Raw genomic sequence first — 23,236 nt, 5'->3', positions numbered from 1 at the left:
CGGGAAACGGAGCACAACGACAGCGACAGGGGTTCGCTGGTCGTGAATTACCTGGAGAAACAGTCGGTTTCGGATCGAAACAGCCAGTCGCATTGCCCGTCGCACTCTGAACGACAGGAGCCGAGCACAATGCCCTCAGACTCGACAACACAGCCGAACACCTCGCCCGAGCAGACGCTGATCATTCTCGGCGCGAGCGGGGACCTGACCGCGCGGTTGCTGCTCCCGGGGCTCGGTGCGCTGTTGAGCACCGGAAGGGTGGACAAGCTCCGGCTTGTCGGCAGTGCGCTCGACGACTGGGACGACGATCGGTGGCGTGCGCAGGTCATCGAGTCCTTCGCGACGGTCAACGCCGACGGGCCGCAGGTGCACGAGGTCATCGACAGCACTCGATATGTCAGCGCGAATGTCACCGGCGAGGACGATCTGCGCGCGCTGCTGGGCTCCTGCGAGGGGCAGCTCGTCATCTACTTCGCGCTGCCGCCCGCCATCACCGAGAAAGCCTGCCGCGCCCTGACCGGCGTCGACCTGCCCGAAGGCACCCGGCTCGCGATCGAGAAACCGTTCGGTAGCGACGCCGACAGCGCCGCCGCGCTCAACGACCTGGTGACACAGCTCGTGCCGGAAGATCATGTGCACCGCATCGATCACTTCGTCGCCATGTCGGCGGTGCTCAACATTCTGGGCGTGCGGTTCGCCAATCGCGTGATCGAACCGCTGCTCAACAACCAGCACGTCCACAGCGTGGACGTGGTCTTCGACGAGAGCCTGACCCTGGAGGGGCGCGCCGCCTTCTACGACGGCACCGGCGCGATGGCCGACATGATCCAGAGCCACCTGCTCGAAGTGCTGGCACTGTTCGCCATGGAGCCCGTGCCGTCCTTGGCGGGCGAGGATGTGCGCGATGGAAAGGCACAGATCCTGCGGGCGACTCACATCTGGGACGACGACCCCATCCGCTACAGCCGACGCGCGCGCTACACCGCCGGCGAGATCGACGGCCGTCAGGTGCCGTCCTTCGTGGACGAGGACGGCATCGACCCGTCCCGCAATACCGAGACCTTCGCCGAGCTGGTGCTCGCGATCGACACGTGGCGCTGGGCCGGTGTGCCGTTCCGGGTGCGCTCGGGCAAATCGCTGGGCTCGCCCCGCACCGAGGTGACCGTCACCTTCCAGCCGCCCCAGCACGTTCCGACCGGCCTGACCGGCAACGCCCGACCCAACCGGCTCCACATCGGCATCCCGCTCGGCACCAACACGCTCGCGCTCGATGTGAACATCAGCGGGCCGGGCAACTCGCTGGACATAGATCCGGTGAGCTTGGCGGGCGAGTTCGGCGCGGGCGCGCTCCCGCCCTACGGATACGTGCTCGTGGGCATTCTCGAGGGCATCCCGCCGTTGTCGGTCCGCGGCGACATGGCCGTGCAGTGCTGGCGGATCATCGAACCGGTTCGCCAGGCGTGGCGCGAGAACAAGGTGCCCATGGGCGAATACGCGGCAGGAAGCCTCGGCCCGGATGGCTGGAGCGCGACCGGCCTGCCCGACCAGGCGGTGTGAGATGGCGGAGGAGATCCCCCGCGCGGGATTGCGCATGGTCGCTCGGTGGGGACTGTGGATCAACCTCGCCACCTTCCTGATCGGCTACGCCACCGGCATCATCTCCGGCGCGCTGCTCTACATCCGCGGCGACCTCGACCTCGACGACGGCCAGCAGGGCCTGGTGACCAGCATCCTGCTGCTGGGCGCGATGGTGTCGGCGTCGGTCACCGGCGGACTGGCCGACCGATTCGGCCGCAAGCTGGTGCTCGGCGGCGCCGGGGTGCTGTTCGCGATGGGATTCATCGTGTCGGCGCTGGCGACGGACTTCACCGTCCTGCTGCTGGGCCGCCTGATCATGGGCCTGGGCGTCGGTATCGCCTCGGCGCTCGTTCCCACCTACCTGAGCGAGATCTCCCCCGCGCAGATCCGCGGCCGCATGCTCACGCTCAACCAGCTGCTGCAAACGGTCGGCATGCTCGTCGCGTACCTGGTGAACCTCGCCTTCAGCGGCAGCGGGGACTGGCGGGCGATGTTCTGGGTGGGCGCGATTCCGGCCGTCGTGCTCGCGGTGATCGTGGTGCGGCTGCCCGAGACGCCGACCTGGTTGATCGCGCAGGGACGCACCGAGGAGGCGCGGGCGGCGATCGCCTCGGTCACCGGCCCCGAGGGCGCGGAGTCGGTGATGCAGCGTTATCGCCGCGACGACGAGGAACGACAGCGCAAACAGCAACAGGACAAGGAAACCGAGCACAAGGGGTGGCGGGCGTTGCTGGCGCCGCGCGTGCGCCCGGCACTGGTCGTCGGCCTCGGGCTCGCCGCCCTGCAGCAGTTCGTCGGCATCAACACCGTGCTCTACTACGCGCCGACGATCATGGAGGAGACCGGGCTCAGCGCGTCCAACTCGATCATCTACTCGGTCATCATCGGCGCGGTGAATCTCGCGATGACCTTCGTCTCGCTGCGCTTGATCGACCAGCTCGGACGCAGGCCGCTGCTGTTGATCTCGCTGACCGGCATGGGGATCTCGGTGGCGCTGCTCGGTGTCGCGTTCCTCGTCGACCTCGGCTCGGTGACGCTGCTGGTGTGCATGCTGGTGTTCGTGTCGTCCTTCGCCATCGGCATGGGTCCGGTGTTCTGGGTGATTCTCGGGGAGGTCTTCCCGCCCGATGTGCAGGCCCAGGGCTCGGGCGCGGGCTCGGCGCTGAGCTGGCTGTCGAACTTCGTCATGTCGACGGCGTTCCTGCCGCTGACCGGAGCACTCGGATCGGGACCGGTGTTCTTGATGTTCGCCGTCGTCTGCCTGATCGCGCTGGCGTTCGTCTACCGCCTCGTCCCGGAGACCAAGGACCGCGATTTCGCCGAGATCGACGCCGACCTGCAAGCCCGCGCGGGCAGGCAGAAACCGGACACCGCGACCGCCTGACGCCGGTGCCCGCGGGCGACAGGTCAGCTATCATCTGGTTAACGAACAGGGTTCTCGACGCGATGAAATCTGGTAGTCGCATCGATCACGTTCCCGACGTTCGGAGCCGAGGATGGACAAGCCACAGAGCCGGACCGACCCGAAGCGCTACCTGTGGGCCCTGGGACTGATCGCTCCCGCGTGCGCGCTCCTCCCGTCCCAGCTCGTCTACCGAACCGGCATCGAGGCGTTCTGGTGGATCGGCCCTGTCATCGTGTTGATCGCCATTCCGCTGGTGGACTGGATCGTCGGCGAAGACGGCGCCAACCCACGCGACGAGGACTACCAGGCACTGTCGAACGACCGCTACTACCGGTGGTGCACCTTCCTCTTCCTGCCGATCCAGCTGGTCAGCCTGATGATCGCGTGCGCGATGTGGACCGGTGACGAACTCGATCTGGTCGACAAACTCGGCCTGGCGGCCACCGTCGGGCTGGTCAGCGGCATCGGGATCAACGCCGCCCACGAACTCGGACACCGAGTCGAGCGATCGGAACGCTGGCTGGCCAAGATCGCCCTCGCCCAATCCGCCTACGGCCACTTCTTCGTCGAGCACAACCGCGGCCACCACGTCCGGGTCGCCACACCCGAGGATCCGGCCAGCGCTCGCCTGGGCGAATCGCTGTGGCGGTTTCTGCCACGCTCGATATCCGGCGGCTTCCGCTCGGCCTACACACTCGAACGAGATCGTCTACGCAGGCGCGACCGCGGCTGGTGGAGCCCACACAACCACATCCTGCAGGCATGGGCGATGAGCGCGGTCCTGTTCGGCACACTCGTCGCGATCTGGGGTCCAGCGCTCATCCCCTGGTTGATCGTGCAGGCCGCGATCGGCATCGGGCTACTCGAAACGGTCAACTACGTCGAGCACTACGGCCTGCTACGCCGCCGCCGTCCCAACGGGCGCTACGAACGCTGCACACCCCGTGACAGCTGGAACAGCGACCGGCTGGTCACCAACATCTTCCTGTTCCACCTCCAACGCCACAGCGACCACCACGCCAACCCCGGCCGCCGCTACCAGACCCTCCGCTCCGACGACGAAGCCCCGCAACTGCCCGCGGGCTACCCGACGATGATCCTGCTGGCCACCGTCCCACCCCTGTGGCGGCGGGTGATGGACCCGAAAGTCGCCGCACACTACGACGGGGATCTGAACTGCGCGAACATCGAGCCGAGCAAACGCGGCAAGCTCCTGCGACCGGCTGCCGACGGCGGAAGTCTTCGACGCGGTCCGCGGTAGTCGATCCACAAATCTGTCACAGAGCAGCGGCACCTACGGTGAATTCGATGCCGAATCCGAGATCGAACAAATAGCCTTCTGCAGCAACAGTTTTGGAGACTCTCCATCTGAACACCCGGCGGAATCGATGATCACCACCACACGCCGAGGCCTCACCCCTGCTACAGGCCGGACAAATATGCCATCCACCATCGATTTCGCCGCCGAATGTGTACGGTACACGATCTGCCCGCCGCGGCGTGGACCACGGATGTTCAACCACCACTGGATAACTGGCACAAGGTTCAGTTTTATTAGCAGGATAGAAAAAGCTGTTCCACAGCGTCGCCATTGGGTACTCTGAAACGGCCCAGGCGCGCGCCGCCCAGACCCCGCTTCGTCGCCCTGATCCGTAGTCGTCCCGAACCCCGACGGCTGTGTGAAAGCATTTGCTATGGCGACAGGAGCGTAGGACCAGCGCAGACACCTGGAACAAGTTGTATGTGACATCCGTGGCGTTGTAATCGGCCACCGTCCGAATATCCTCGGCACGACTGTGCAGTGGAAATGCGGACATGACGCGGGCGATCGGGGTCCCCGCGAGTACTCGATCCAGTGGATCGAATGTGCCGTTCGGTTTCGTGCTTTCGCATGCGATCGATCTCCGACAATCTTAGGATCTCGATGGTAATTTCACGGCTATTTCCGAACCGAGTCATCCACACTGGGCTGTTCACTGCCATCCTCTTCTCGGCGGCGGTGATCGGGCCCGGGCCCGCAGCAGGAACGGAAAATATCAACCAGATCATCGACGGCTCCGGACGCACCGTCCAAGCAGTCGAATCGGATACCAGAATCGAGTTCGTCGCCCCGCTGGACGGCAACCCCCTGACCAGGGAATGGTTCCATTCCGGCAAAGCCGGATACAACATATCCGGCCCTGGCGCCGAGAACTTCCGCGGGAAAATCGTCATCGGCTACCAGGTCGGCTATCCGGCATCCTTCGACGGCAGGCTGAAATTCGAGTGGATGACTCCCGACCTCGGCGTATCGATCGGCGGTAGCTCCCCCGGAATCACGGTCAACAGTCTCCTGCCCAGGGCCGGCGTCGAGATGGAGCTCGGGTTCGGGCCCGGCATCGTCGATGTCGATTGCGCTACCGGTTCCATCTCCGGCAGCACCGGATTCATCCAGCTGTCGGCGGTACACGCCTCCGTCACCGGCGCGGTCGGCTCCATCAACATCCGACCCTATGTCACCGTGATCAGCGAGACCGGCGATACCGTCGTCGCCTACGGTCCGGCCACCAGCCACTGACAGTCACGCCGGAACCGGTCTCACACCACCTGAAACGATTCGGACGCAACGAATTCGGCGAACCCGATCCACACACGTTCCAGTCGGACAGAAACGGTGTAACGTTCGTCACCCTCTTCGCGACAATCAGTTCGCACACACCGTCCCAGAACCCGCCGGTGGCTCGACCACAGCACTGCGGGAAGGACGAGCGGAGATGGTCGAAGAACTCTCCCACGGTGAGCATCCACCGCCACCACGCTGACCGCCGAAATCTTCGGCCGGCCGCAACATCAGAACTGATATTCAGCTGCCCTGCCGTATCGCGCACCGCGCGTGCCCGGCACGGCGCCAGACACGCATGCGATCCCGAATGCGTCGACCGCCGGTAGCCGACCGGCGTTCCCAGATGAGGTGTGTCCCATGATCGAAAGAACTCCAGCGATCGACCCCGACAGCAGATCCGCCCCGCCACCGGATCATCGGTCGAGCAGGCCACCGAAAAGCGCTGTCAGCCTGGTGATTCCGGCGCGCAATGAAGCGCGCAACATCGCCTGGGTGCTGGAACAGATTCCGGAGAGTATTACCGAGGTGATCCTGGTCGACGACTCCACCGATGCCACACTGATCACCGCCCGCAGCTCACGGCCCGACATCAGGGTGGTGTCACAGCAGGGGATCGGAAAAGGGTGCGCATTGCGCGCCGGATTCCTCGCCGCGACCGGCGACGTGATCGTGATGATGGATGCGGACGGCAGCATGTCACCGCAGGAGATCTCCCACTATGTTCATTTCCTGGAGAACGGCTACGATTTCGTCAAGGGATCGCGTTTCATCGGCGGCGGCGGCTCACTCGATATCACCAGGATCCGCCGGTGGGGAAACCGCTTTCTGCTGATGGCATTCAACGCGATATATCACACGCGCCTCACCGACTTGTGCTACGGGTACTGCGCGTTCCACCGGCGATATCTCGAGCATTTGAACCTCTGCGCGACAGGATTCGAGATCGAGGCCGAAATGACGGTACGGGCGATGCAGGCCGGGCTACGGATCGCGGAAGTACCCAGCCTGGAACTACCGCGGCGGGCAGGCCAGTCGAACCTGCGCGCGATACACGACGGCACCCGGGTCCTGCGGACCGTGATGCGTGGACACCGGACCGGCCTGTCCGGCCGAGTGGTACAGGCGACGCTCAACCGGCACCCGGCTCCGCCCGACGCGGTGATGGGCTCGTCATGACCGCCGCGACGACCCACCCGGAGCCACCCCGCGCACTGACCGAGGCGGGCGCGGCGCGCACTATCGAGCAGGCCGATCTTCCGGTGGGGCGGGTCGACGTCGAACTGAGTATGCCGGGACGCGAACTCGCGCTCGCCGACCCATCGGTGCAACCGGCGAAGATCCTGGCACTGCTCCGGCTGCACGGACACCCGATCGGGATCGCGGTGCTCGACGGACAACTCGGGCCGGCCTGGCACAAACATGCGCCTGCGGTCTGGGCAGCGGTCGGCGAGGCCGTCGACGCACACCTGATCGCGGACGGGTTGCCCCGGGCGACGCACCTCGACGACGTGGCCAGTGAGCCCGTGGTGTCGGCGCAGTGCCAGCGCTGGCACGAGGAACTGCTGCTGCATGCCCCCGTGATCACCGTGGTGGTCGCCACCCGGGACCGGCCGGACAGTGTGTGCGAGTGTCTGGACGCGCTGCTGCAGATGGAGTACCCGGCCTTCGAAATCGTCGTCGTCGACAACGATCCGACCACCGAGGCCACTTCCACGGCGATCGCCCGCCGTTTCGGAGCCAGGGTTCGGTATGTGCGGGAGAACCGGCGCGGTCTCGCGGCAGCGCACAACCGAGGAGTATCCGCCGCTCGTGGTGAGATCGTGGCATTCGTCGACGACGATGTCGTTGTCGACCGCCACTGGCTCACCGGTATCGCCGAGGGCTTCGCCTCGGGACCCGACGTCGCTTGCGTCACCGGGCTGATCCTGCCCGCCCAGCTCGAAACGCCTGCCCAGTTGTTACTCGAGCAGCACGGCGGGTTCGACAAGGGCTTCGAACTCCGTGTCTTCGACACCGGGCCGAACCGCCCCGCGGATCCGTTGTTCCCTTTCACCGCAGGCGCTTTCGGGTCCGGTGCCAACATGGCCTTCGATGCCGCGGTCCTGCGTGAACTCGGCGGCTTCGACCAGGCGATCGGTGCCGGGACGTTCGCGCGCGGTGGTGACGATCTGGCCGGCTTCTTCCGTGTTGTCGTTGCCGGACACCAACTGGTGTACCAACCCAGCGCCGTGGTGTGGCACCGTCACCACCGCGAGATGGCCGCCCTGCGCAATCAGGCCTACGGGTACGGTGTCGGGCTCGGCGCGTTCCTGACCAGCGCACTGATCCACGAACCGCGGACGATACCCGCGCTGGTGCGGCGGTTGCCCCGCGGAGTCGGCTACACCTTCGGCGCGGCGTCGGCTCGCAATCGTGGCCGCTACGACGGACTGCCCGGCGGCCTGGCGCGTCTGGAACAGCGCGGTGTGCTGTTCGGGCCGGTGGCCTACGTGGTCAGCCGGTGGCGCACGCGCGGCCGGGGTGGCCGGCCGTGAGTATCGGAACGGCCCGTCGGCGGGTCCTGTCCGATTCCGCGGCGCCCGCACCGACGATCATCGACAGATTCGCCCGGGACTGGCGAAAGCCGCTGCTGCGCAACGGCCTGCTCCTCACGGTCAGTTCCGGGCTGTCAGCGCTGATCGGGTTCGCCTTCTGGGCGCTGGTCGCGCGGCACTACGACACCGCGTCGGTGGGCAGCAACTCGGCGGCGATCTCGATGGCTGTTCTCGCCGCCACGGTCGCGCAGTTGAACCTGTCCAGCGCGATGGTCCGGTTCGTGCCGACGGCGGGTCGCCGTACTGCCGCGCTGATCGCGGGGGCGCACGCGCTGAGCGCGGGCCTTGCGCTGATCGTCGCGGTGGGTTCGGTGCTGGCGGTGCGGGTGCTCGCCCCCGGCACGACTTTTCTGTCCGACGACCGGGCCCAGGTTCTGTTCGTCGCAGGCACCGTCGCGGTCACCCTTTTCGTCCTACAGGACGGTGTGCTGGTCGGGCTCCGGCGTACCCCCGTCGTTCCGCTGGCCAACATCGTGTTCGCGGTGGCGAAGCTGGTTCTCGTCGTGGCCGTGGCCGCGGCGCTGCCCCGCTACGGCATCTTCGCGTCGTGGACGGTCTCGTCGGCAGCTGTCGTCGTCCTGGTCGGCGCGTACCTCTTCTTCTGGGCGATCCCGCATCGGAAGGCCACCGCCGACACGACCGAGACGCTCCCACCGATGCCGCACCTCGCCCGCTTCGTGGCCGCCGACTATGTCGGATCGGTGTGCTCGATCGGCGCGGCGATGCTGCTGCCGATTCTCGTTCTCCACGCGCTCGGTCCCGTACCGACCGCCTATTTCTCCATCGCCTGGGCCATCGCGAACGTCATCCACCTGATCAACACCAATTTCGGCACCTCCCTCGTCGCGGAGTCCGCCACCGACCCATCCCAGTTCGCCCGCAACGTCCACCAGGTCCTGGTCCACGGTGCCAAGCTGGTGCTGCCGATCGTGGCCGCGGTGCTCGTCCTCGCGCCGATCGTTCTCGCCATCTTCGGCAGTGAGTACCGCGCGGGCGCCGATGTGCTGCGCCTGCTGGCGGTCGCCGCCGTTCCCGGATTGCTGGTCTCCACGGCGATCAGTTCGGCACGGGCGAATCGCCGGTTACGCCTGCTCCTCTCGATCCAGGCGTCGAACTTCGTTCTCACTGTCGGCCTGGCCTGGGTGCTGCTGGATGTCGTCGGGGTGGCGGGGGCCGGGCTCGCCTGTCTGCTGAGCCAGACCATCATCGCCTGCGCGTTGCTCGCGCGTCGCGACCTCTGGTGGTTCGCCGACACCGCTCAGCATGCGATCACAGCACCGACATCCCTCCGGTTGCGCAGTGCCGCAGCATTGTTCGTACTCAGGTCGGCCGACACCACCCACACCCGACGGATCCTGAACAGCGCGAGAGCGTTGCTCCGCCGGCGGCGGTCCCGCGACCGGAATCACGAACTGTTGCGCCTGGCCGCACGGCTCGATGCCTCCTCGGACACCTGGACAACCGCTCGGAGCGTCCGGACGGTAACCGATATCGAGGTGGGCTACCTCGGCCGGGGCTCCGACATGCCGACAGCGGTGCTGAAAGTCGCGCGGTCACCGCTGGCCGCCACCGATCTGCGCCGTCAACGGGAGATCCTGGCGACGCTGGCCGCCGATTCCCGGCTCGACAGCTGGTGCCTGCTTCCGCACATCCTCGCCTTCGCCGACGACGCCGAAAGCGTGACATCCATCGAGACCTTCCATCCGCGAGCAGACATGGGTGCGATCCTGACCGCACACCCGGACCTGTGCGCATCCCTGTCGACGATCGCCCTCGCTTCGATCAGCGAGTTGCACCACCGGACAGGCTATTTCGTCACTGTCGACGAGGTCCTGCTCACCCGGTGGGTCGACGAACCGGTCCGCACACTGACCGATCTGTGCGCGACGCACTCCCCCGCCTCGGCCGACGTCGCCGAAACGCTCAGGCGTTCGCTGCGCGCGGCACTGGCCGGTCACCTGGTGCTGGCCGGTTGGGCGCACGGCGACCTCCACGGCGGCAACGTCATGATCGACTCCGGACGGGTCACCGCCATCATCGACTGGGGCGGGGCCCGGCCGGACTGGCTCTGCCTGCTCGATGCCTACCACCTGGTCCTGACCACCACGGCTACCGTCGAACAACGCGAACTCGGCACGGTGCTGGCTCGGCGGCTGCGCACGGGCGGTCTCGCCGATCACGAGAGGCGACTGCTCGACTCCGGCGGCAATCCCCGAACAGGGCACGGCGAAGGACTCGACGAGCGGATGGCGATCCTGCTGACCTGGCTGCATCATGTCGTGGCGCTGTCACGCAAATGCGGTGCCTTCCACGAGCATCGGGTCTGGTGGGCGCTCAACGCCGAACCGGTCCTGCGAGCCTTCGGTGAGCAGACTCCGGCCATCACCGCCCGACTGCGTGCTGCGGAACTCGCCGGCGTCGTCGACCGACCGGCACACCGCCGATTCGCCCCGATCGCGCAGAGATCAGCTGTCGCGACCTTCGACAGCGAACAAGACCGCGCCACGTCGCCCGCGGTGGCGCTGCGAGAACGATCCGATCAGCTCTCCGTCTCGGTTGTCGTCTGTTCCTACACCGACGAGCGTTGGGACAGTTTGGCTCGAGCGGTCGCATCGGTCCGGACGCAGTCTCGATCCGCTGCGGAGATCGTGGTCGTCATCGACCACAACCCCTCGATGCTCGCCCGCGCAGTCGACGCACTGCCCGGTGTTCGGGTGGTGCCGAACCGATACGCACGGGGTCTGTCCGGCGCCCGCAACAGTGGATCCGAGATCAGCACCGGCGATATCGTGGCCTTCCTCGACGACGATGCCTACGCCGACACCGACTGGCTGGCCGAACTGAGTGCTCCCTACACCGACCCCGCCGTGCTCGGCGTCGGCGGACTCGTCACCGCGCACTGGCTCACCGCCCGGCCGCCCTGGTTCCCCGCGGAGTTCGACTGGGTCGTCGGTTGCACTTACCGGGGCATGTCCACCGGACGCGCTGCGGTCCGCAACATGATCGGCGCCAACATGTCGTTCCGGCGGGAACTGCTCGTCGAATCCGGCGGATTCCACACCGGCCTCGGCCGGGTAGGGGCACGGCCGCTCGGGTGCGAAGAGACCGAACTGTGTATCCGGCTGCAGAACGATCACCCGGGCGGCCGGTTCATGTACGAACCAGAGGCCCGGGTATGGCACAGCGTTCCGGCCACTCGCACCACCTGGTCGTACTTCCGCTCGCGCTGTTATGCCGAAGGGCGGTCCAAGGCGACAGTCAGCCATCTCGCCGGCGCCGATCGCGCACTGGCAAGCGAACGGTCCTACCTGACCTCGACGGTGCCGCGTGGCACGTTGCGCTACTTCGGTGCCGGATTGCGTGGTCGGCTCTGGGGATTCGTGACCGCCATCGTGATGATGCTCGGCGTCACGGCGACCACGATCGGCTACGCCACCGGCACCACCGCGCACCGGCGAACGCCCGATCGGCCGGAGGTCGCCGGATCGGCGGGCGTGTGGCGCTACACCGGCGTCACGGTGGCCGCGGCGCTCTGGGCGGTCTCGCTGCCCCGCATCGACCTCGAGCGGATCGGCGACTACGGTCTGCTGCCGCTGCTCCCGTTCACTTTCTGGGCGGGAACAGCGGTCCTGCTCGTGAGTTTCGGTGTGCTGGTACAAACGTCGGCGGCGACGACACGGCTGCTCGCCGCGCATGTCGCCGTGTTGATCGCCATCCTGCACGCGACCCCGTCCGTGGTTTACGAGACCCTGCGCTATTCCTGGGCGTGGAAGCACGTGGGCATCGTCGACTTCTTCCAACGGCACAACGGCGTCGACACCACGCTCAACGAACTGGCCGTGTACCAATTCTGGCCGGGTTTCTTCAATCTCAACGCCATGCTGGTGCAAGCCGGTGGGCTGGAGTCCGCGCTCGGCTACGCCGCCTGGGCACCGCCCGTGTTCAACCTGCTGTTGATCGGCCCGCTGTATCTGATCTTCACGACCTTCAGCACCGACCGGCGCCTGATCTGGTCGGCGATCGTGATCTATGTCCTCGGCGCGTGGGTGGGCCAGGACTACTTCGCCCCGCAAGCATGTGCCAACTTCCTGTACCTCACGATCGTGGCACTGGTCCTGCGGTATATGCGCCGCGAGTCCCGGGCACTCGACCGGCGGATGATCGCCGTGTTCGCGATCGTGCCGATGATGGCGGCCATTGTCCCCACCCATCAATTGACAGCACCGATGGTCATCTTGGCGCTGGGCTTGCTCGCGGTGTTCCGCGTCCGGCGTGTCTTCGTGCTGACCGTGTTCATGGTCGCGATGACTCTCGGCTGGGATCTGCTCTTCGCCGGACCCTGGCTGAGCGAGAACCTCTCCGGCCTGCTGGCGAACTTCGGTAACGCCGAATCGAACGCCGGGGCGAACTTCATCGACCTGAGCGCGGGGAGTCGCAGCCAGAGCGTCGTCGCCGAGGTCGACCGGGCGCTGAGTGCGGCGATCTGGCTCCTGGCCGCCGTCGGGTTCGCCCGCCGCTTCCGCACTCGCGGAGAACTCGCGTTACCGCTGCTGGCGATCGCGCCGCTCCCGCTGATCCTCAGCAACGACTACGGCGGCGAGATGGTCTTCCGGGTGTACCTGTTCGGACTACCCTTCGTCGCCTTCTACGCAGCGGCCGCCTTCTTCCCGCGCCCGGTGAGCGCCGCGCCCGGTGAGCGCCGCCGGGGCAGGCTTCTCGGTCGGCTGGTGCTGCCCGCGGTGCTGCTGTTGCTGGTCACCGGATTCGGATTCGGCTACTACGGCAAGGAGCAGACGTCCTACTTCGCGCCGGAGGAACTCGCGGCGTCGCAGTTCGTCTACGGCATCGCCCCACGCGGATCACTGATCGTCGGCGCTACGAGTGGTTTTCCCTGGGCGTTCAAGAACTTCGAGTTCTACGACCACCTGTGGTTCGCGACCCTCGACGCCGAGGACCGGCGAGCCGTCGTCGACGACCCGATCTCACAACTCGGCGACATGATGTCCGCGTACCGCCATCACCACTCCTATCTCATCCTCACCCGCAGTCAGGCCGCCGGCACAACGCTGTCGGGTGACCTGCCGGGCGACGCGCTGGCGCGTATCGAGCAGACGCTGTCGGAGTCACCGAAATTCACCGTGCTCTACCGGAATACGCACGCCGTCGTGATCACCCTGACCCAACCAGCACCGGAGCGGTAGACATGACACGAATCCTTGCTGACCTCCCCCGCTACGGGCTCCCCGATCCCGCGGCCCTACGACACGGCCTGCGTACGACGCCGCTTGTCACCTGGCTGCTGGCCGGGTCCGGCTGGCTCACGCTGCTCTGTGTCCACACCATCTCCCCTGATGGGCCGCTCTCGATGCTGCGCACGCTCATCGTCTTCGGATTCGTGTTGCTGTGCCCCGGCCTGGCCGTCGCGCGCTTGCTGCCACTGCGCGAGGACATCGAGGTCTGGGTGGTCGGAATCGCGCTCAGTCTCTCCCTCGGCCTGCTGGTCAGCGTGGCGTTCACGGCGGCACGCAACGATTCCACGACATCGAGACTGGTGACGCTGGCGATTGTTCCGACCGCGGCCGCCGCGGTTCAGGTCCTTCGATCGGCACGGCCATGATCATCGTTCCGATCCTGCTCTACCATTCCGTGTCGGCCGATCCGGCGGGGTGGATCGCCCCGTTCGCTGTCGACCCACCCACCTTCGCCCGGCACGTCGAGCTGATGGCCGCCAGCGGGCGCACGCCGATGACCGCCGCGTCCCTGACCGACGCGCTCCGTGAGGGGCGGGCACTGCCCGCGCGGCCCCTGGTGGTGACATTCGACGACGGCTTCGCCGATTTCGCCGACGCCGCACCGGTACTCGCCGCCCGTCACATCCCGTGCACGCTGTACGTGACGACCGGAGCACTACGCGGACCGCATCTGTCCGACCGGCTGTGCCTGCCACCGGCACGAATGCTGGCGTGGTCACAACTCGCCGAACTGACCGGATACGACATCGAGATCGCCGCCCACACCCACACTCACCCGCAACTGGACACCCTGCGAGAACAGGCGGCAGCCGCCGAGATCCACCGATGCAAGGACCTGCTCGAGGACGCGACAGGACAGCAGATCCGCAGCTTCGCCTACCCCCACGGATTCCACTCTCCCCGGGTCCGCCGCCAGGCACGCGCGGCGGGCTACACCGGCGCGGCCGCGGTGGGCGATTCCTTCAGTTCCGATGCCGACGATCGATTCGCGCTGGCCCGGCTCACTGTTCGATCCACGACCACGATCGACGAGCTGACGGCCTGGTTGTCCGGGCGCGACGCGCATATCGCGCCGCGTCCGGAGGCGTGGCGAACCAAACTCTGGCGAACCTACCGCAGACTGCGCGGTCCCCGATCGACGCGCGGAGTCATCACCCTGCCCGATCAGCCGTCGAGATCCCCCGGAGGTATCTGACCATGCGCACCATCGTCACCGGCGCTGCCGGATTCATCGGCTCGAATCTGGTCGACAGCCTGCTCGCCGACGGCCACACCGTCGTCGGCATCGACAACCTCGCCACCGGTCGAATAGACAACCTGGACAACGCTTTCCAGCACGACACGTTCACTCTCGCAGAGACCGGAGTCACGCGAAGCGACCTCGGCGAGCTCGTGGGCGAGATCGCCCCCGATGTGGTGTTCCACCTCGCCGCCCAGGTCGATGTCCGCAAATCGGTCGGTGACCCCTGTTCCGACGCGGGTACGAACGTGCTGGGCACTATCAACGTGGCCGAGGCGTGCAGGCAGGCAGGCACTCGCCGCGTCGTCTTCGCGGCTTCCGGCGGATCGCGCTACGGCGCACCCACCGCCCTGCCGATCGCCGAAGACGCACCGCCTCACCCGCTCTCACCGTACGCGGCCGCGAAGGTCGCCGGGGAGCTCTACCTCTCCGCGTACGCCGACATGTACGGGCTGGCACCGATCAGCCTCGCCTTGTCGAATGTCTATGGCCCACGCCAGGATCCGCGGGGCGAGGCCGGCGTCGTCGCGATCTTCGGCTGCGCGTTGTTGCGCGGACACCCGGGCACCATCTACGGCGACGGCACCGCCACCCGTGACTACGTCTACGTCGGTGATGTCGTCGACGCCTTCCGCAGCGCGGGCGCGGCACCGGAAACGCTGACCGGCACGTTCAACATCGGCACCGGGGTGCAGACCACGACCACCGACTTGCACCGCATGATCGCCGCCGCACTGGGCGTCGACGATCCGCCGGTCTACGCACCGGCGCGAACCGGTGAGGTCCAGGCAATCGCTCTCGACCACACCGCGGCGCACCAGCGGTTGGGCTGGGATCCACACGTCGGGATCACCGACGGGATCGACCACACCATCGCCTGGTTGCGCGAAACCCTCGATCGCCGCGACAGCGCGACACCTGCCACCGCATGAACGGAGCCGGACACATGGCATCGACGACGAGCACCATCGGCTCCCCGGCCCCCCGGGTGACGGTCGGTACCGCGGTGCCGCGCGCGGTGTGGACCCAGTTGCACCGCGCGGATCCGCGCGCCCTGCCCACCCAGACGCGGGCATGGCTCGACTGCCTGATCGCGACAGGCGGCTACCGCGACGCGAGCAGGCTGTACGAGATGCCCGACGGCCGACGAGCGCTGCTTCCGCTGGTACGCCGCACCTATCCGACCGGCGGGTCGGCGATCCTGCAATCCCTGCCCAAGGGCTGGGGGTTCGGTGGCCTGATCGCGCCCGACGGCGTCACCGCTGGTCTCGTCTCCGCGGTGTTCGACGATCTGACCGCGACGCCCGCGCTGCGGATACACTTTCGACCCAATCCCTTGGACGCCGCCGCATGGGCCGAGGCCGCCGCGGAACGAACCGGGATCACGGCGGTACCCGCACGCGCACACGTCCTGGACTTGGACGGCGGATTCGACCAGGTGTGGCGCGACAGGTTCAAGGCATCGACACGAACGGCCGTCCGGCGCGCCGAGCGGGCCGGGGTCGAGGTGGAGACCGACACCACCGGCCGCCTGGTTCCGGTGTTCCACGCCCTGCTGCAACGCTCTTTCGATCGATGGGCACGCCTGCAGCACGAACCGGTGCGGCTCGCCAGATTCCGTGGTCGCCATCGGGATCCGGCGACCAAATTCGCCACGATCGCCGCGCGACTCGGCATGGGATGCCGGGTATCGGTGGCGTGGTTCGACGCCCACCCGGTGGCCGCGGTCCTCGTGCTGCATGGGGGTGCGAACGCGCACTACACCCGCGGGGCCATGGATGAAACGCGCGCCTTCCCTACAGCCAACCGGCTTCTGCACACCGTGGCGATAGAGAACGCGTGCCGCGACGGGTGTCGCAGCTATCACATGGGAGAGTCCGGTGTCTCGCCCGGATTGGCCCGATTCAAGGAGTACTTCGGCGCCGAGCCCTACGACTACTGCGAGTACTGGCTGGAGCGGGTCCCGATGTACCGCGCCGACCGGGCACTTCGTGACTGCGTCAAACGAGCGATCGGCTTTCACGATGTCTAGGTCCGGCTACTGCGCCCACCTCTGCGCCGCACTGTCGGCGATGGTCGTCGTCGCCGTCGGAACAGGTTGTGGCAGCGGCACGCCCGACCCGGCCGACGATCCCCTGCCACCGGGGAGCTATGTCCTGGTCGCCAACGCGCAGACCAGCGACCTGCGCGTACTCGACGCGTCGACCTGGAAGGGATACGGGGACCCGATCGAGGTCGGCCCCATCCCCTCCGACGTGGTGGCCAGCCCGGTCGGCGACCGCGCCTATGTCGTCAGTCCGACGGCCAGCGTGGTCACGGTGGTCGACCTCGCCACCCGGCGCACCCTCGGCGACCCGATCCGGGTCGGGACCTATCCGGCGGGCATCGTCGTCAGTCCGGACGGACGCCGCATCTATGTCGCCGGCGGTGAGACCGATGATGTCCGCGCGTATGACACCACCACTCATCGGATGGTCGGGGCACCGATGAAGATCGGCGACGCGCCGGGCGGTCTGGCCATCAGTGCCGACGGGCGCTGGATCTTCGCCACCAGCCAGTACCAGAACGACGTGCGGGTGATCGACACCGATGCACTGGCCGTCGTGGGCAACCCGATCGTCGTGGGCAAGGCACCGACGCGGGCGGCGGTGAGCCCGGACGGACGTCGCGTCTACGTCGCCAATGCCAACTCCGACGACGTCTCGGTCATCGACACCGCGACCCGGCAGGTCGTCGGGGAACCGATCCCGGTCGGCCGCTATCCCACCGGGATCGCCACCAGCGCCGACGGCAGGCGGGTCTTCGTCGCCGGCCAGAACTCCAACGATGTGCGCGTCATCGACGCCGAGACCCTGCGGATCACCGGCGAACCGATCGGCACCGGCGCCGCGCCCGCCCAGATGACGACGAGCACAGACGGCCACCTGCTCTACATCGCCAACATCTATTCCGACGATGTGACGACCATCGACACCCGCACACTTCGAACGACCGACTCCGGACCCGTCGGCCGAACCCCACGAGGTGTCGCGGTGGTGACGAAATGACCGGCCGCGCCCCTTGCACGTCGGCGCGGCTGAGCATCGCGGTTGCCGTCGTCGTGCTCGGTGTCGGGTGTGGCCATGACACCGCTGCCCACGACCAGACGACCCAGCCGACATTCGCCGACGAGTTCGACGGCCCGCCAGGCGCGACACCGGATCCATCGATCTGGCAACCCGACGTCGGCGGAACCGGTTGGGGCAATGAGGAATTGCAGTACTACACCCGCGACGCCAACACCGCCCTCGACGGCAGCGGACACCTCGTCATCGAAGCCCGCGCCGGATCGGAGGGACATTCCTGCTGGTACGGAACCTGCAGCTATACCAGCGGCAAGCTGACGACACGACAACGACGTGGTGTCGCCTTCGCCCAGCGATACGGCACCTTCGAGGCACGGATCAAGATGCCGGGCGGCACCGGGCTCTGGCCTGCCTTCTGGATGCTCGGCGAGAACATAGAAGCGGTCGGACACCCCGCCGCGGGCGAGATCGATGTCGTCGAAGTGCTGGGCCATCGAACCGATTCGGTGGAGCAACACGTTCACGGTCCGGGCCTGAACTTCGGTTCCGACTTCCGGCTTCCGGCCGGACAGTCGGTGACCGACTGGCACACCTACGCGGTCGAGTGGTCTCCGGACCGGATCACCTGGCTGGTCGACGGACGCGCGACCCGCACGCTGACCCGGGCCGAAGCGGGGCCCGGTTGGGTCTTCGATCACCGGTTCTATCTGTTGCTGAACCTCGCGGTCGGGGGTGAGTGGCCCGGGTCCCCCGACCGCGACACCCGCTTCCCGGCCCGAATGCTCGTCGACTACGTCCGGGTCTATCCCGGGGAACGGTACTGAACGATGAAGCCCGAGACACAGAAGTGGGATGTGCGGACAGCACGCGGACCGGTACGGGTGACCAGTCCCGCACCACGCGCGGCATGGAACGAGATCGTCGGCACGGATCCCCTGGCGGGACCGTCACAGCTGCCCGCCTGGTCGGATGCTGTGTGCCGATCCGACGGCTGGACCGAGGCCAGCAGGCTCTACGACCTGCCCGGCGGCAGACAGCTGGTGCTTCCGCTCGTGCGGCGCGTCGTCGCCGGATCGCCGGGCGACCCGAAACTGCTGACCGTGCAGGCCTCGCTCCCGCATGGCTGGGGGTCGGGCGGCCTCGTGGCACCCGGCGGTGCCGATGTCGATGATGTCGCGGTGGTCATGGCAGACCTCGCCGGGGGCCGAGAGCTGCGGACACTGCTGCGGCCCGGTTTCGCCACGGCCCCCGCCTGGCACGGGGCATGGACGGTCGGCGAAGCGAACCAGCGTGTCCCGGTTCGGATTCCGGTGCAGACCCATGTACTCGACCTGGGCGGTGGGTTGTCGGAGGTCTGGTCGCGGCGGCTCAGTTCGAAGGCGCGCACCGGCATTCGCAGTGCTCGCCGCAAAGCCGAGAGCGCCGGACTGGTCATCGAGGTAGGTAGTTCCCCCGGGCTGGTCGAGGACTTGTACGCGGTGTATCTGCGGTGGGTGGACCGTCGGGCGCTGCAGCGTCGGATGCCGCGCCGGGTCGCCCGGATACGGGGGATGCGAGCCGAGCCGTCGCGCCGGTTCCATACCGTCGCCGCGGCTTTCGGTGATCGGTGCCGGATCTGGGTGGCGCGACTGGACGGGTCTCCGATCGCCGCGGCGATCGCTGTCTTTCATGGTGAGGTCGGGGTCGGCTGGCGCGCCTTCAGCGACCGCGAGCTCGCCGGGCCGCTGCGCGCCCATGAGCTGATGCAGTTCCTGGCTGTGGAGCATGCCTGCCGGGTCGGGTGCCGCTACTTCGACATGGGCGAATCGGGTGGTGTCACGACGCTCACCCACGTCAAGGACCGGCTCGGCGGTACCCGTCAGGAGCTCGCCGAGTACGCCTTCGAGCGGGTGCCGCTCAGCCGGTTCGACCACGGACGCCTCGCACTACGCGGCTACGTCGAGCGTCGGATGCTGGCGATGGACCACCCCACAGAACGGCTTCGCCCATGACCGAGCGGATGGCACCACTGGATCTGCTCTGCACCGCGCCTGCGGTCACCGACCTGCTGAACCAGGCGATCATCGACAGGGACCGGCTCGACACCTTTCTGCTCACGGCGGGATTGAGTCAGCTGGTCGAGGATCGCCTCCACCCCGACCCGTTGCAACTGCATCGCGGCGCGGAATTCCTCGACGACGGCGCCGGATCCCACCGCGCGGCCGCTCTGGCACGCACCGCGGCTCGGGTGCTGCGCCCGTTCGCCGTCGGCCGCGACGCCGGCACGCTGCTGCGGCTACGCGCGGTCCTCGGTGAGGCGTCGATCCGATGCGGACACGCTGTCCTCGATCCCACTGTCACCGACCCCGCCCTGTCCAGCGGATTCACCGCGGGCCTGCCGAGTATCCGCTGGCTGCCCAGTGACATTCTGCGAGTTCCCACCTGCTTCCGTAGCTTCGACCAGCACCCGGACGATGTCGTCGAACTCGCCCACCGGTTACTGAAACGCACGCCCGATCGCACGACACCGATCTGTGTCGTGGGCGTTCGAACCTCGGGAAGCTATCTGGCGCCGCTGTGCGCCGCCGCGCTGGAGCTGGCCGGTTCGACGGCAGTGTCGGTGTGTACCTACCGGCCGGGTCGGCCGTGGCGGCGCGTCGAGACCGTCCAGCTGCGCGCCGTGGTCGCGGCGGGTGGCACGATCGCGGTGATCGATGATCCGCCGGTGACCGGGACCGCGCTGGCCAGGACAGGGCGAGCCCTCGAAAGGCTCGGAGTGCCCTCGCGCTCGATCGTCTTCCTGCTGGCATCGGCTGACACCGAGTCGCCGAGTGTGATCCGACGCCGGCACACGATCACGCTGCCGTGGTCGCAGTGGAGTGTGCACCAGCGGCTCACCGAAGAGGCCGTCGGTGCGACGCTGACCGAACTGCTCGGCCCCGGACACACCGTGGTGGCCCGGCACCAGCCGGAGACCCATATCCACAGCCGAGCCAGGGTCCGGGAGCGGTACGCCGTGGAGATCACGACCGGCAGCGGCACGACGCACCGCGATATCGCCGTGGAAGGCGCGGGCCTGGGCTACTTCGGACGACATGCTTCGGCTGTGGCGACAGCGGTGCCCGGGCACGTCCCCCACGTCTACGGGCTCGTCGACGGCTTGCTCTACCGAGACTGGATATCGGGCGTCGACCGACCCGGCGAAATCGCGGCGGCCGAGCAGATCGCACGCTATGTGGTCGACCGGCAGCGCGCACTGCAGGTCGACACCGACCGGGCCACCAGCATGCGTGGGCGCAGGCCCGCCTGGGAGGTGGCCTCCGGGCTGCTGAGCCGACAGTTCGGCCGCCTCGCTCCTGCCGGACAAACCCAGATCATGGATCGCGTGGTGCGGAACCTGCTGCGGGTGGACACCGCCAGCATCCCCGACGGTCACACCGACGCCCGATACTGGCTGCGGTCCGAGCGGGACGGACCATTGCGCAAGGTCGACTTTCACCAGTTCTCCTTCAGCAATCTCGAGATGACCTGCTATGACGCGATCTGCGACCTCGCGGGGGCCGCCGCCGACCCCCCGTCCGCCCTGTTCGAGTCCCGACTGCGCCAGGCCTATCTCGCTCAGACCGGCGAAGCGGTCGACCAGGAGAAGTGGTTGTTGTACCGGCTCACCCAGTTGTGGGGTCTCGGCCGTGCCGGTGAGCTGTCCGAGACCGACATCGAGGATCGATGCGCGGAGGCCGTACACGACTATCTGTCCACCGTCATCGCACTGCCCCGGTCGACTGACGGCAGCCCCGCGGCGCCGATCTGTGCCATCGATCTCGATGGTGTTCTGGAGACCGATCCCCTCGGATTTCCGTGTACAACGCCCGCGGGCGCGCTCAGCTTGCGCGCTCTCCGTGTGCACGGGTATCGGCCGGTCGTGGTGACCGGGCGCAGCCTGCCCGAAGCGGTGGCCAGGTGCAGGCAATTCGGGCTCGCCGGCGCGGTCGCGGAGTACGGCGCCGTGCTCTACGACCAGCGAACTCGGCAGTGCGTCGATCTGAGGGACCGCACCGCCGCCCAGGCAATGCGCGCGGTTCGCCGCTGTCTCGAGACATCCGACGGCATCGAGATCGACCGGCGCTATCGCTACGGGGTGCGCGCCCGGTCACGGCGTGGCCCGCTCCCGGCGGAACTTACCCGCGCGATCGTGACGACGACGGGCCCCGCGGTTCGCGTCGTCGTCGGTGCGGGTCAAACGGACTTCGTCCCGAGCGGGATCGACAAAGCCACGGGTATGCGCGCACTGTCGGCTCGGCTGGGCGGTGATCTCGCGTTCGCGGTCGGCGACACCGCCGAGGATCTGCCGGTCTTCGCCGCGGCCACGCTCGCACGCGCGCCCCGCAACGCCGACCTCCGGGTGCGCGGCGCAGCGATTCCGCTGACCCGGAGTTCCTATCAAGCAGGTCTCGCCGAAGCGTGTTCCTCGCTGCTCGGGCACCGGCCCGGCAGCTGCCCGGTGTGCCGTCTGCCCGATCTCCAGGCCAGGACCTCACTGCTGTGCAGGGTGCTCGCGCTCCGGGAGGACGGCATGCGTGGACTGGCCGCACGCACGGCAGCCCTGATCGCGACGACTGCCGCTCACAATCGCAGGTGAAGCTCGACGATCGCCTTGGCCACCGCCTGCACGGTGACGTGGTGGCTGCGGGCGTGGTTGCGGATCAGCGCGAACGCCTGATCCATGTCGATGGAGTGCTGGTTGGCGAGGATGCCTTTTGCCTGCTCGATCACGATTCGCGCGTCCAGTGCGCGCTGGAGTTGCTCGGTGAGCTGCTGCTGACGGTGCTGGACGGCGGAATTGACCAGGTACCCGCCGGCGATATCGGCCAGAACCTGTGCTGCCTCGATGTCGGCGCCCGACCATCGCCGCGGCTCGGCGGCGTACAAATCGAGCACACCGACCCGTTCGGCGGCGTGGGCGATGGGGATGGCGGCCACCGCGGCGATCCCGACACGGCGCGCAGCGTTCGAGTAGCCGGGCCAGCGCACGGCGTGTTCACGGACATCGGTGACCGACACCGTCTCATGCGTCTCGTGGGCAACACAACACGGTCCTGACCGAAACCGCTCCTGATACCGCTCCAGCTCGACAGCCGGGCCGGGGGTCGCGGTGACGTGGCGCAACTGCCCATCGACAGCCAAAATGACTCCTGCTCCCGCCAGGTCGAGTAGCACGGTCACGATGTCGGTCAAATCGGTCAACATCGCGTTGACGTCGTCTTTGGTCACCGGTAACCGGGCGAAACGCGACAAGACTCCGATGAACGATTCCGTGTCATTCACGCCCCGCACCTTCAACTCGCAATGTCAGCTACTTCATCGTTACCATCGGTCAGCGCAACCGCACTATTACACCCAGGCCGCTGGTAACCTCCCCGGTCGTACGTGCCCCCGGCGCCAGGTGACCATCCGATCACCGCTATCAGTGGTTCCAGCGCCGTGCAGATCGGCTGCACCCGACCGCACAGCCGGAACGGCC

General features: G+C 67.4%; 17 protein-coding genes. 15 read left to right on the top strand and 2 right to left on the bottom strand.

Annotated elements, in window-relative coordinates; genetic code table 11:
• Positions 1–129: 129 nt before the first annotated feature.
• The 3 genes from ACFC06_RS02635 to ACFC06_RS02625 all read left to right on the top strand — a co-directional run bounded on the left by ACFC06_RS02635 (position 130) and on the right by ACFC06_RS02625 (position 4,244).
• Positions 130–1,557 carry a glucose-6-phosphate dehydrogenase gene (locus ACFC06_RS02635; RefSeq protein ID WP_375927116.1) on the top strand — a complete coding sequence of 476 codons (1,428 nt, stop codon included), beginning with the start codon at positions 130–132 and terminating at the stop codon, positions 1,555–1,557.
• Position 1,558: 1 nt separating this feature from the next.
• Positions 1,559–2,962 (top strand): sugar porter family MFS transporter, encoded by a 1,404-nt coding sequence (locus ACFC06_RS02630; protein ID WP_375927113.1) that lies wholly within the window; start codon positions 1,559–1,561, stop codon positions 2,960–2,962.
• A gap of 112 nt (positions 2,963–3,074) precedes the next feature.
• Complete coding sequence (locus ACFC06_RS02625) at positions 3,075–4,244, top strand: alkane 1-monooxygenase (protein WP_375927110.1); 1,170 nt, start codon at positions 3,075–3,077, stop codon at positions 4,242–4,244.
• 16 nt (positions 4,245–4,260) lie between these two features.
• Here ACFC06_RS02625 and ACFC06_RS02620 read toward each other — a convergent pair whose 3' ends face one another.
• The gene (locus ACFC06_RS02620) at positions 4,261–4,755 is read right to left on the bottom strand and encodes a hypothetical protein (protein WP_375927108.1); all 495 of its coding nucleotides are present in this window, start codon (positions 4,753–4,755) and stop codon (positions 4,261–4,263) included.
• A 119-nt stretch (positions 4,756–4,874) separates the two neighbouring features.
• Between ACFC06_RS02620 and ACFC06_RS02615 the strand changes: the two genes are divergently transcribed.
• The 12 genes from ACFC06_RS02615 to ACFC06_RS02560 all read left to right on the top strand — a co-directional run bounded on the left by ACFC06_RS02615 (position 4,875) and on the right by ACFC06_RS02560 (position 22,354).
• On the top strand, positions 4,875–5,540 hold the full coding sequence (locus ACFC06_RS02615) for an MspA family porin (RefSeq protein ID WP_375927105.1): 666 nt from the start codon (positions 4,875–4,877) through the stop codon (positions 5,538–5,540).
• A gap of 402 nt (positions 5,541–5,942) precedes the next feature.
• Positions 5,943–6,761: a glycosyltransferase family 2 protein gene (locus ACFC06_RS02610; RefSeq protein WP_375927102.1), complete on the top strand. Its 819-nt coding sequence runs from the start codon at positions 5,943–5,945 to the stop codon at positions 6,759–6,761.
• Positions 6,758–8,119: a glycosyltransferase gene (locus ACFC06_RS02605; protein ID WP_375927100.1), complete on the top strand. Its 1,362-nt coding sequence runs from the start codon at positions 6,758–6,760 to the stop codon at positions 8,117–8,119. Before ACFC06_RS02610 ends, ACFC06_RS02605 begins: the two co-directional genes overlap by 4 nt.
• Complete coding sequence (locus ACFC06_RS02600) at positions 8,116–13,380, top strand: glycosyltransferase (protein ID WP_375927098.1); 5,265 nt, start codon at positions 8,116–8,118, stop codon at positions 13,378–13,380. The genes ACFC06_RS02605 and ACFC06_RS02600 overlap by 4 nt, the downstream gene beginning before the upstream one ends.
• Before the next feature lie 2 nt (positions 13,381–13,382).
• Positions 13,383–13,796 carry a hypothetical protein gene (locus ACFC06_RS02595; RefSeq protein ID WP_375927095.1) on the top strand — a complete coding sequence of 138 codons (414 nt, stop codon included), beginning with the start codon at positions 13,383–13,385 and terminating at the stop codon, positions 13,794–13,796.
• The gene (locus ACFC06_RS02590; RefSeq protein ID WP_375927093.1) at positions 13,793–14,626 is read left to right on the top strand and encodes a polysaccharide deacetylase family protein; all 834 of its coding nucleotides are present in this window, start codon (positions 13,793–13,795) and stop codon (positions 14,624–14,626) included. The genes ACFC06_RS02595 and ACFC06_RS02590 overlap by 4 nt, the downstream gene beginning before the upstream one ends.
• 2 nt (positions 14,627–14,628) lie before the next feature.
• Positions 14,629–15,603 carry an NAD-dependent epimerase/dehydratase family protein gene (locus ACFC06_RS02585; RefSeq protein WP_375927090.1) on the top strand — a complete coding sequence of 325 codons (975 nt, stop codon included), beginning with the start codon at positions 14,629–14,631 and terminating at the stop codon, positions 15,601–15,603.
• A gap of 200 nt (positions 15,604–15,803) precedes the next feature.
• On the top strand, positions 15,804–16,703 hold the full coding sequence (locus tag ACFC06_RS02580) for a GNAT family N-acetyltransferase (protein WP_375927087.1): 900 nt from the start codon (positions 15,804–15,806) through the stop codon (positions 16,701–16,703).
• Positions 16,696–17,718 (top strand): beta-propeller fold lactonase family protein, encoded by a 1,023-nt coding sequence (locus ACFC06_RS02575; RefSeq protein ID WP_375927084.1) that lies wholly within the window; start codon positions 16,696–16,698, stop codon positions 17,716–17,718. Before ACFC06_RS02580 ends, ACFC06_RS02575 begins: the two co-directional genes overlap by 8 nt.
• Complete coding sequence (locus ACFC06_RS02570) at positions 17,715–18,560, top strand: family 16 glycosylhydrolase (protein WP_375927081.1); 846 nt, start codon at positions 17,715–17,717, stop codon at positions 18,558–18,560. Before ACFC06_RS02575 ends, ACFC06_RS02570 begins: the two co-directional genes overlap by 4 nt.
• Before the next feature lie 3 nt (positions 18,561–18,563).
• Positions 18,564–19,727 carry a GNAT family N-acetyltransferase gene (locus tag ACFC06_RS02565; RefSeq protein ID WP_375927078.1) on the top strand — a complete coding sequence of 388 codons (1,164 nt, stop codon included), beginning with the start codon at positions 18,564–18,566 and terminating at the stop codon, positions 19,725–19,727.
• Complete coding sequence (locus tag ACFC06_RS02560) at positions 19,724–22,354, top strand: HAD family hydrolase (RefSeq protein WP_375927075.1); 2,631 nt, start codon at positions 19,724–19,726, stop codon at positions 22,352–22,354. The genes ACFC06_RS02565 and ACFC06_RS02560 overlap by 4 nt, the downstream gene beginning before the upstream one ends.
• Here ACFC06_RS02560 and ACFC06_RS02555 read toward each other — a convergent pair.
• Complete coding sequence (locus ACFC06_RS02555; RefSeq protein ID WP_375927072.1) at positions 22,339–23,040, bottom strand: GAF and ANTAR domain-containing protein; 702 nt, start codon at positions 23,038–23,040, stop codon at positions 22,339–22,341. The two genes, ACFC06_RS02560 and ACFC06_RS02555, sit on opposite strands and share 16 nt — an antisense overlap.
• Between the last annotated feature and the right edge of the window lie 196 nt (positions 23,041–23,236).

Source organism: Nocardia sp. NPDC056064 (genome assembly GCF_042266925.1).
Taxonomy (GTDB): Bacteria; Actinomycetota; Actinomycetes; order Mycobacteriales; family Mycobacteriaceae; genus Nocardia.
This window is presented reverse-complemented; position numbering and strand designations above follow the sequence as displayed.

Bases quoted from the DNA above. Each gene is read 5' to 3' on its own strand.
- ACFC06_RS02635 (WP_375927116.1), top strand. From the start codon at position 130: ATGCCCTCAGACTCGACAACACAGCCGAACACCTCGCCCGAGCAGACG.
- ACFC06_RS02630 (WP_375927113.1), top strand. From the start codon at position 1,559: ATGGCGGAGGAGATCCCCCGCGCGGGATTGCGCATGGTCGCTCGGTGG.
- ACFC06_RS02625 (WP_375927110.1), top strand. From the start codon at position 3,075: ATGGACAAGCCACAGAGCCGGACCGACCCGAAGCGCTACCTGTGGGCC.
- ACFC06_RS02615 (WP_375927105.1), top strand. From the start codon at position 4,875: ATGCGATCGATCTCCGACAATCTTAGGATCTCGATGGTAATTTCACGG.
- ACFC06_RS02610 (WP_375927102.1), top strand. From the start codon at position 5,943: ATGATCGAAAGAACTCCAGCGATCGACCCCGACAGCAGATCCGCCCCG.
- ACFC06_RS02605 (WP_375927100.1), top strand. From the start codon at position 6,758: ATGACCGCCGCGACGACCCACCCGGAGCCACCCCGCGCACTGACCGAG.
- ACFC06_RS02595 (WP_375927095.1), top strand. From the start codon at position 13,383: ATGACACGAATCCTTGCTGACCTCCCCCGCTACGGGCTCCCCGATCCC.
- ACFC06_RS02590 (WP_375927093.1), top strand. From the start codon at position 13,793: ATGATCATCGTTCCGATCCTGCTCTACCATTCCGTGTCGGCCGATCCG.
- ACFC06_RS02585 (WP_375927090.1), top strand. From the start codon at position 14,629: ATGCGCACCATCGTCACCGGCGCTGCCGGATTCATCGGCTCGAATCTG.
- ACFC06_RS02580 (WP_375927087.1), top strand. From the start codon at position 15,804: ATGCCCGACGGCCGACGAGCGCTGCTTCCGCTGGTACGCCGCACCTAT.
- ACFC06_RS02575 (WP_375927084.1), top strand. From the start codon at position 16,696: ATGTCTAGGTCCGGCTACTGCGCCCACCTCTGCGCCGCACTGTCGGCG.
- ACFC06_RS02570 (WP_375927081.1), top strand. From the start codon at position 17,715: ATGACCGGCCGCGCCCCTTGCACGTCGGCGCGGCTGAGCATCGCGGTT.
- ACFC06_RS02565 (WP_375927078.1), top strand. From the start codon at position 18,564: ATGAAGCCCGAGACACAGAAGTGGGATGTGCGGACAGCACGCGGACCG.
- ACFC06_RS02560 (WP_375927075.1), top strand. From the start codon at position 19,724: ATGACCGAGCGGATGGCACCACTGGATCTGCTCTGCACCGCGCCTGCG.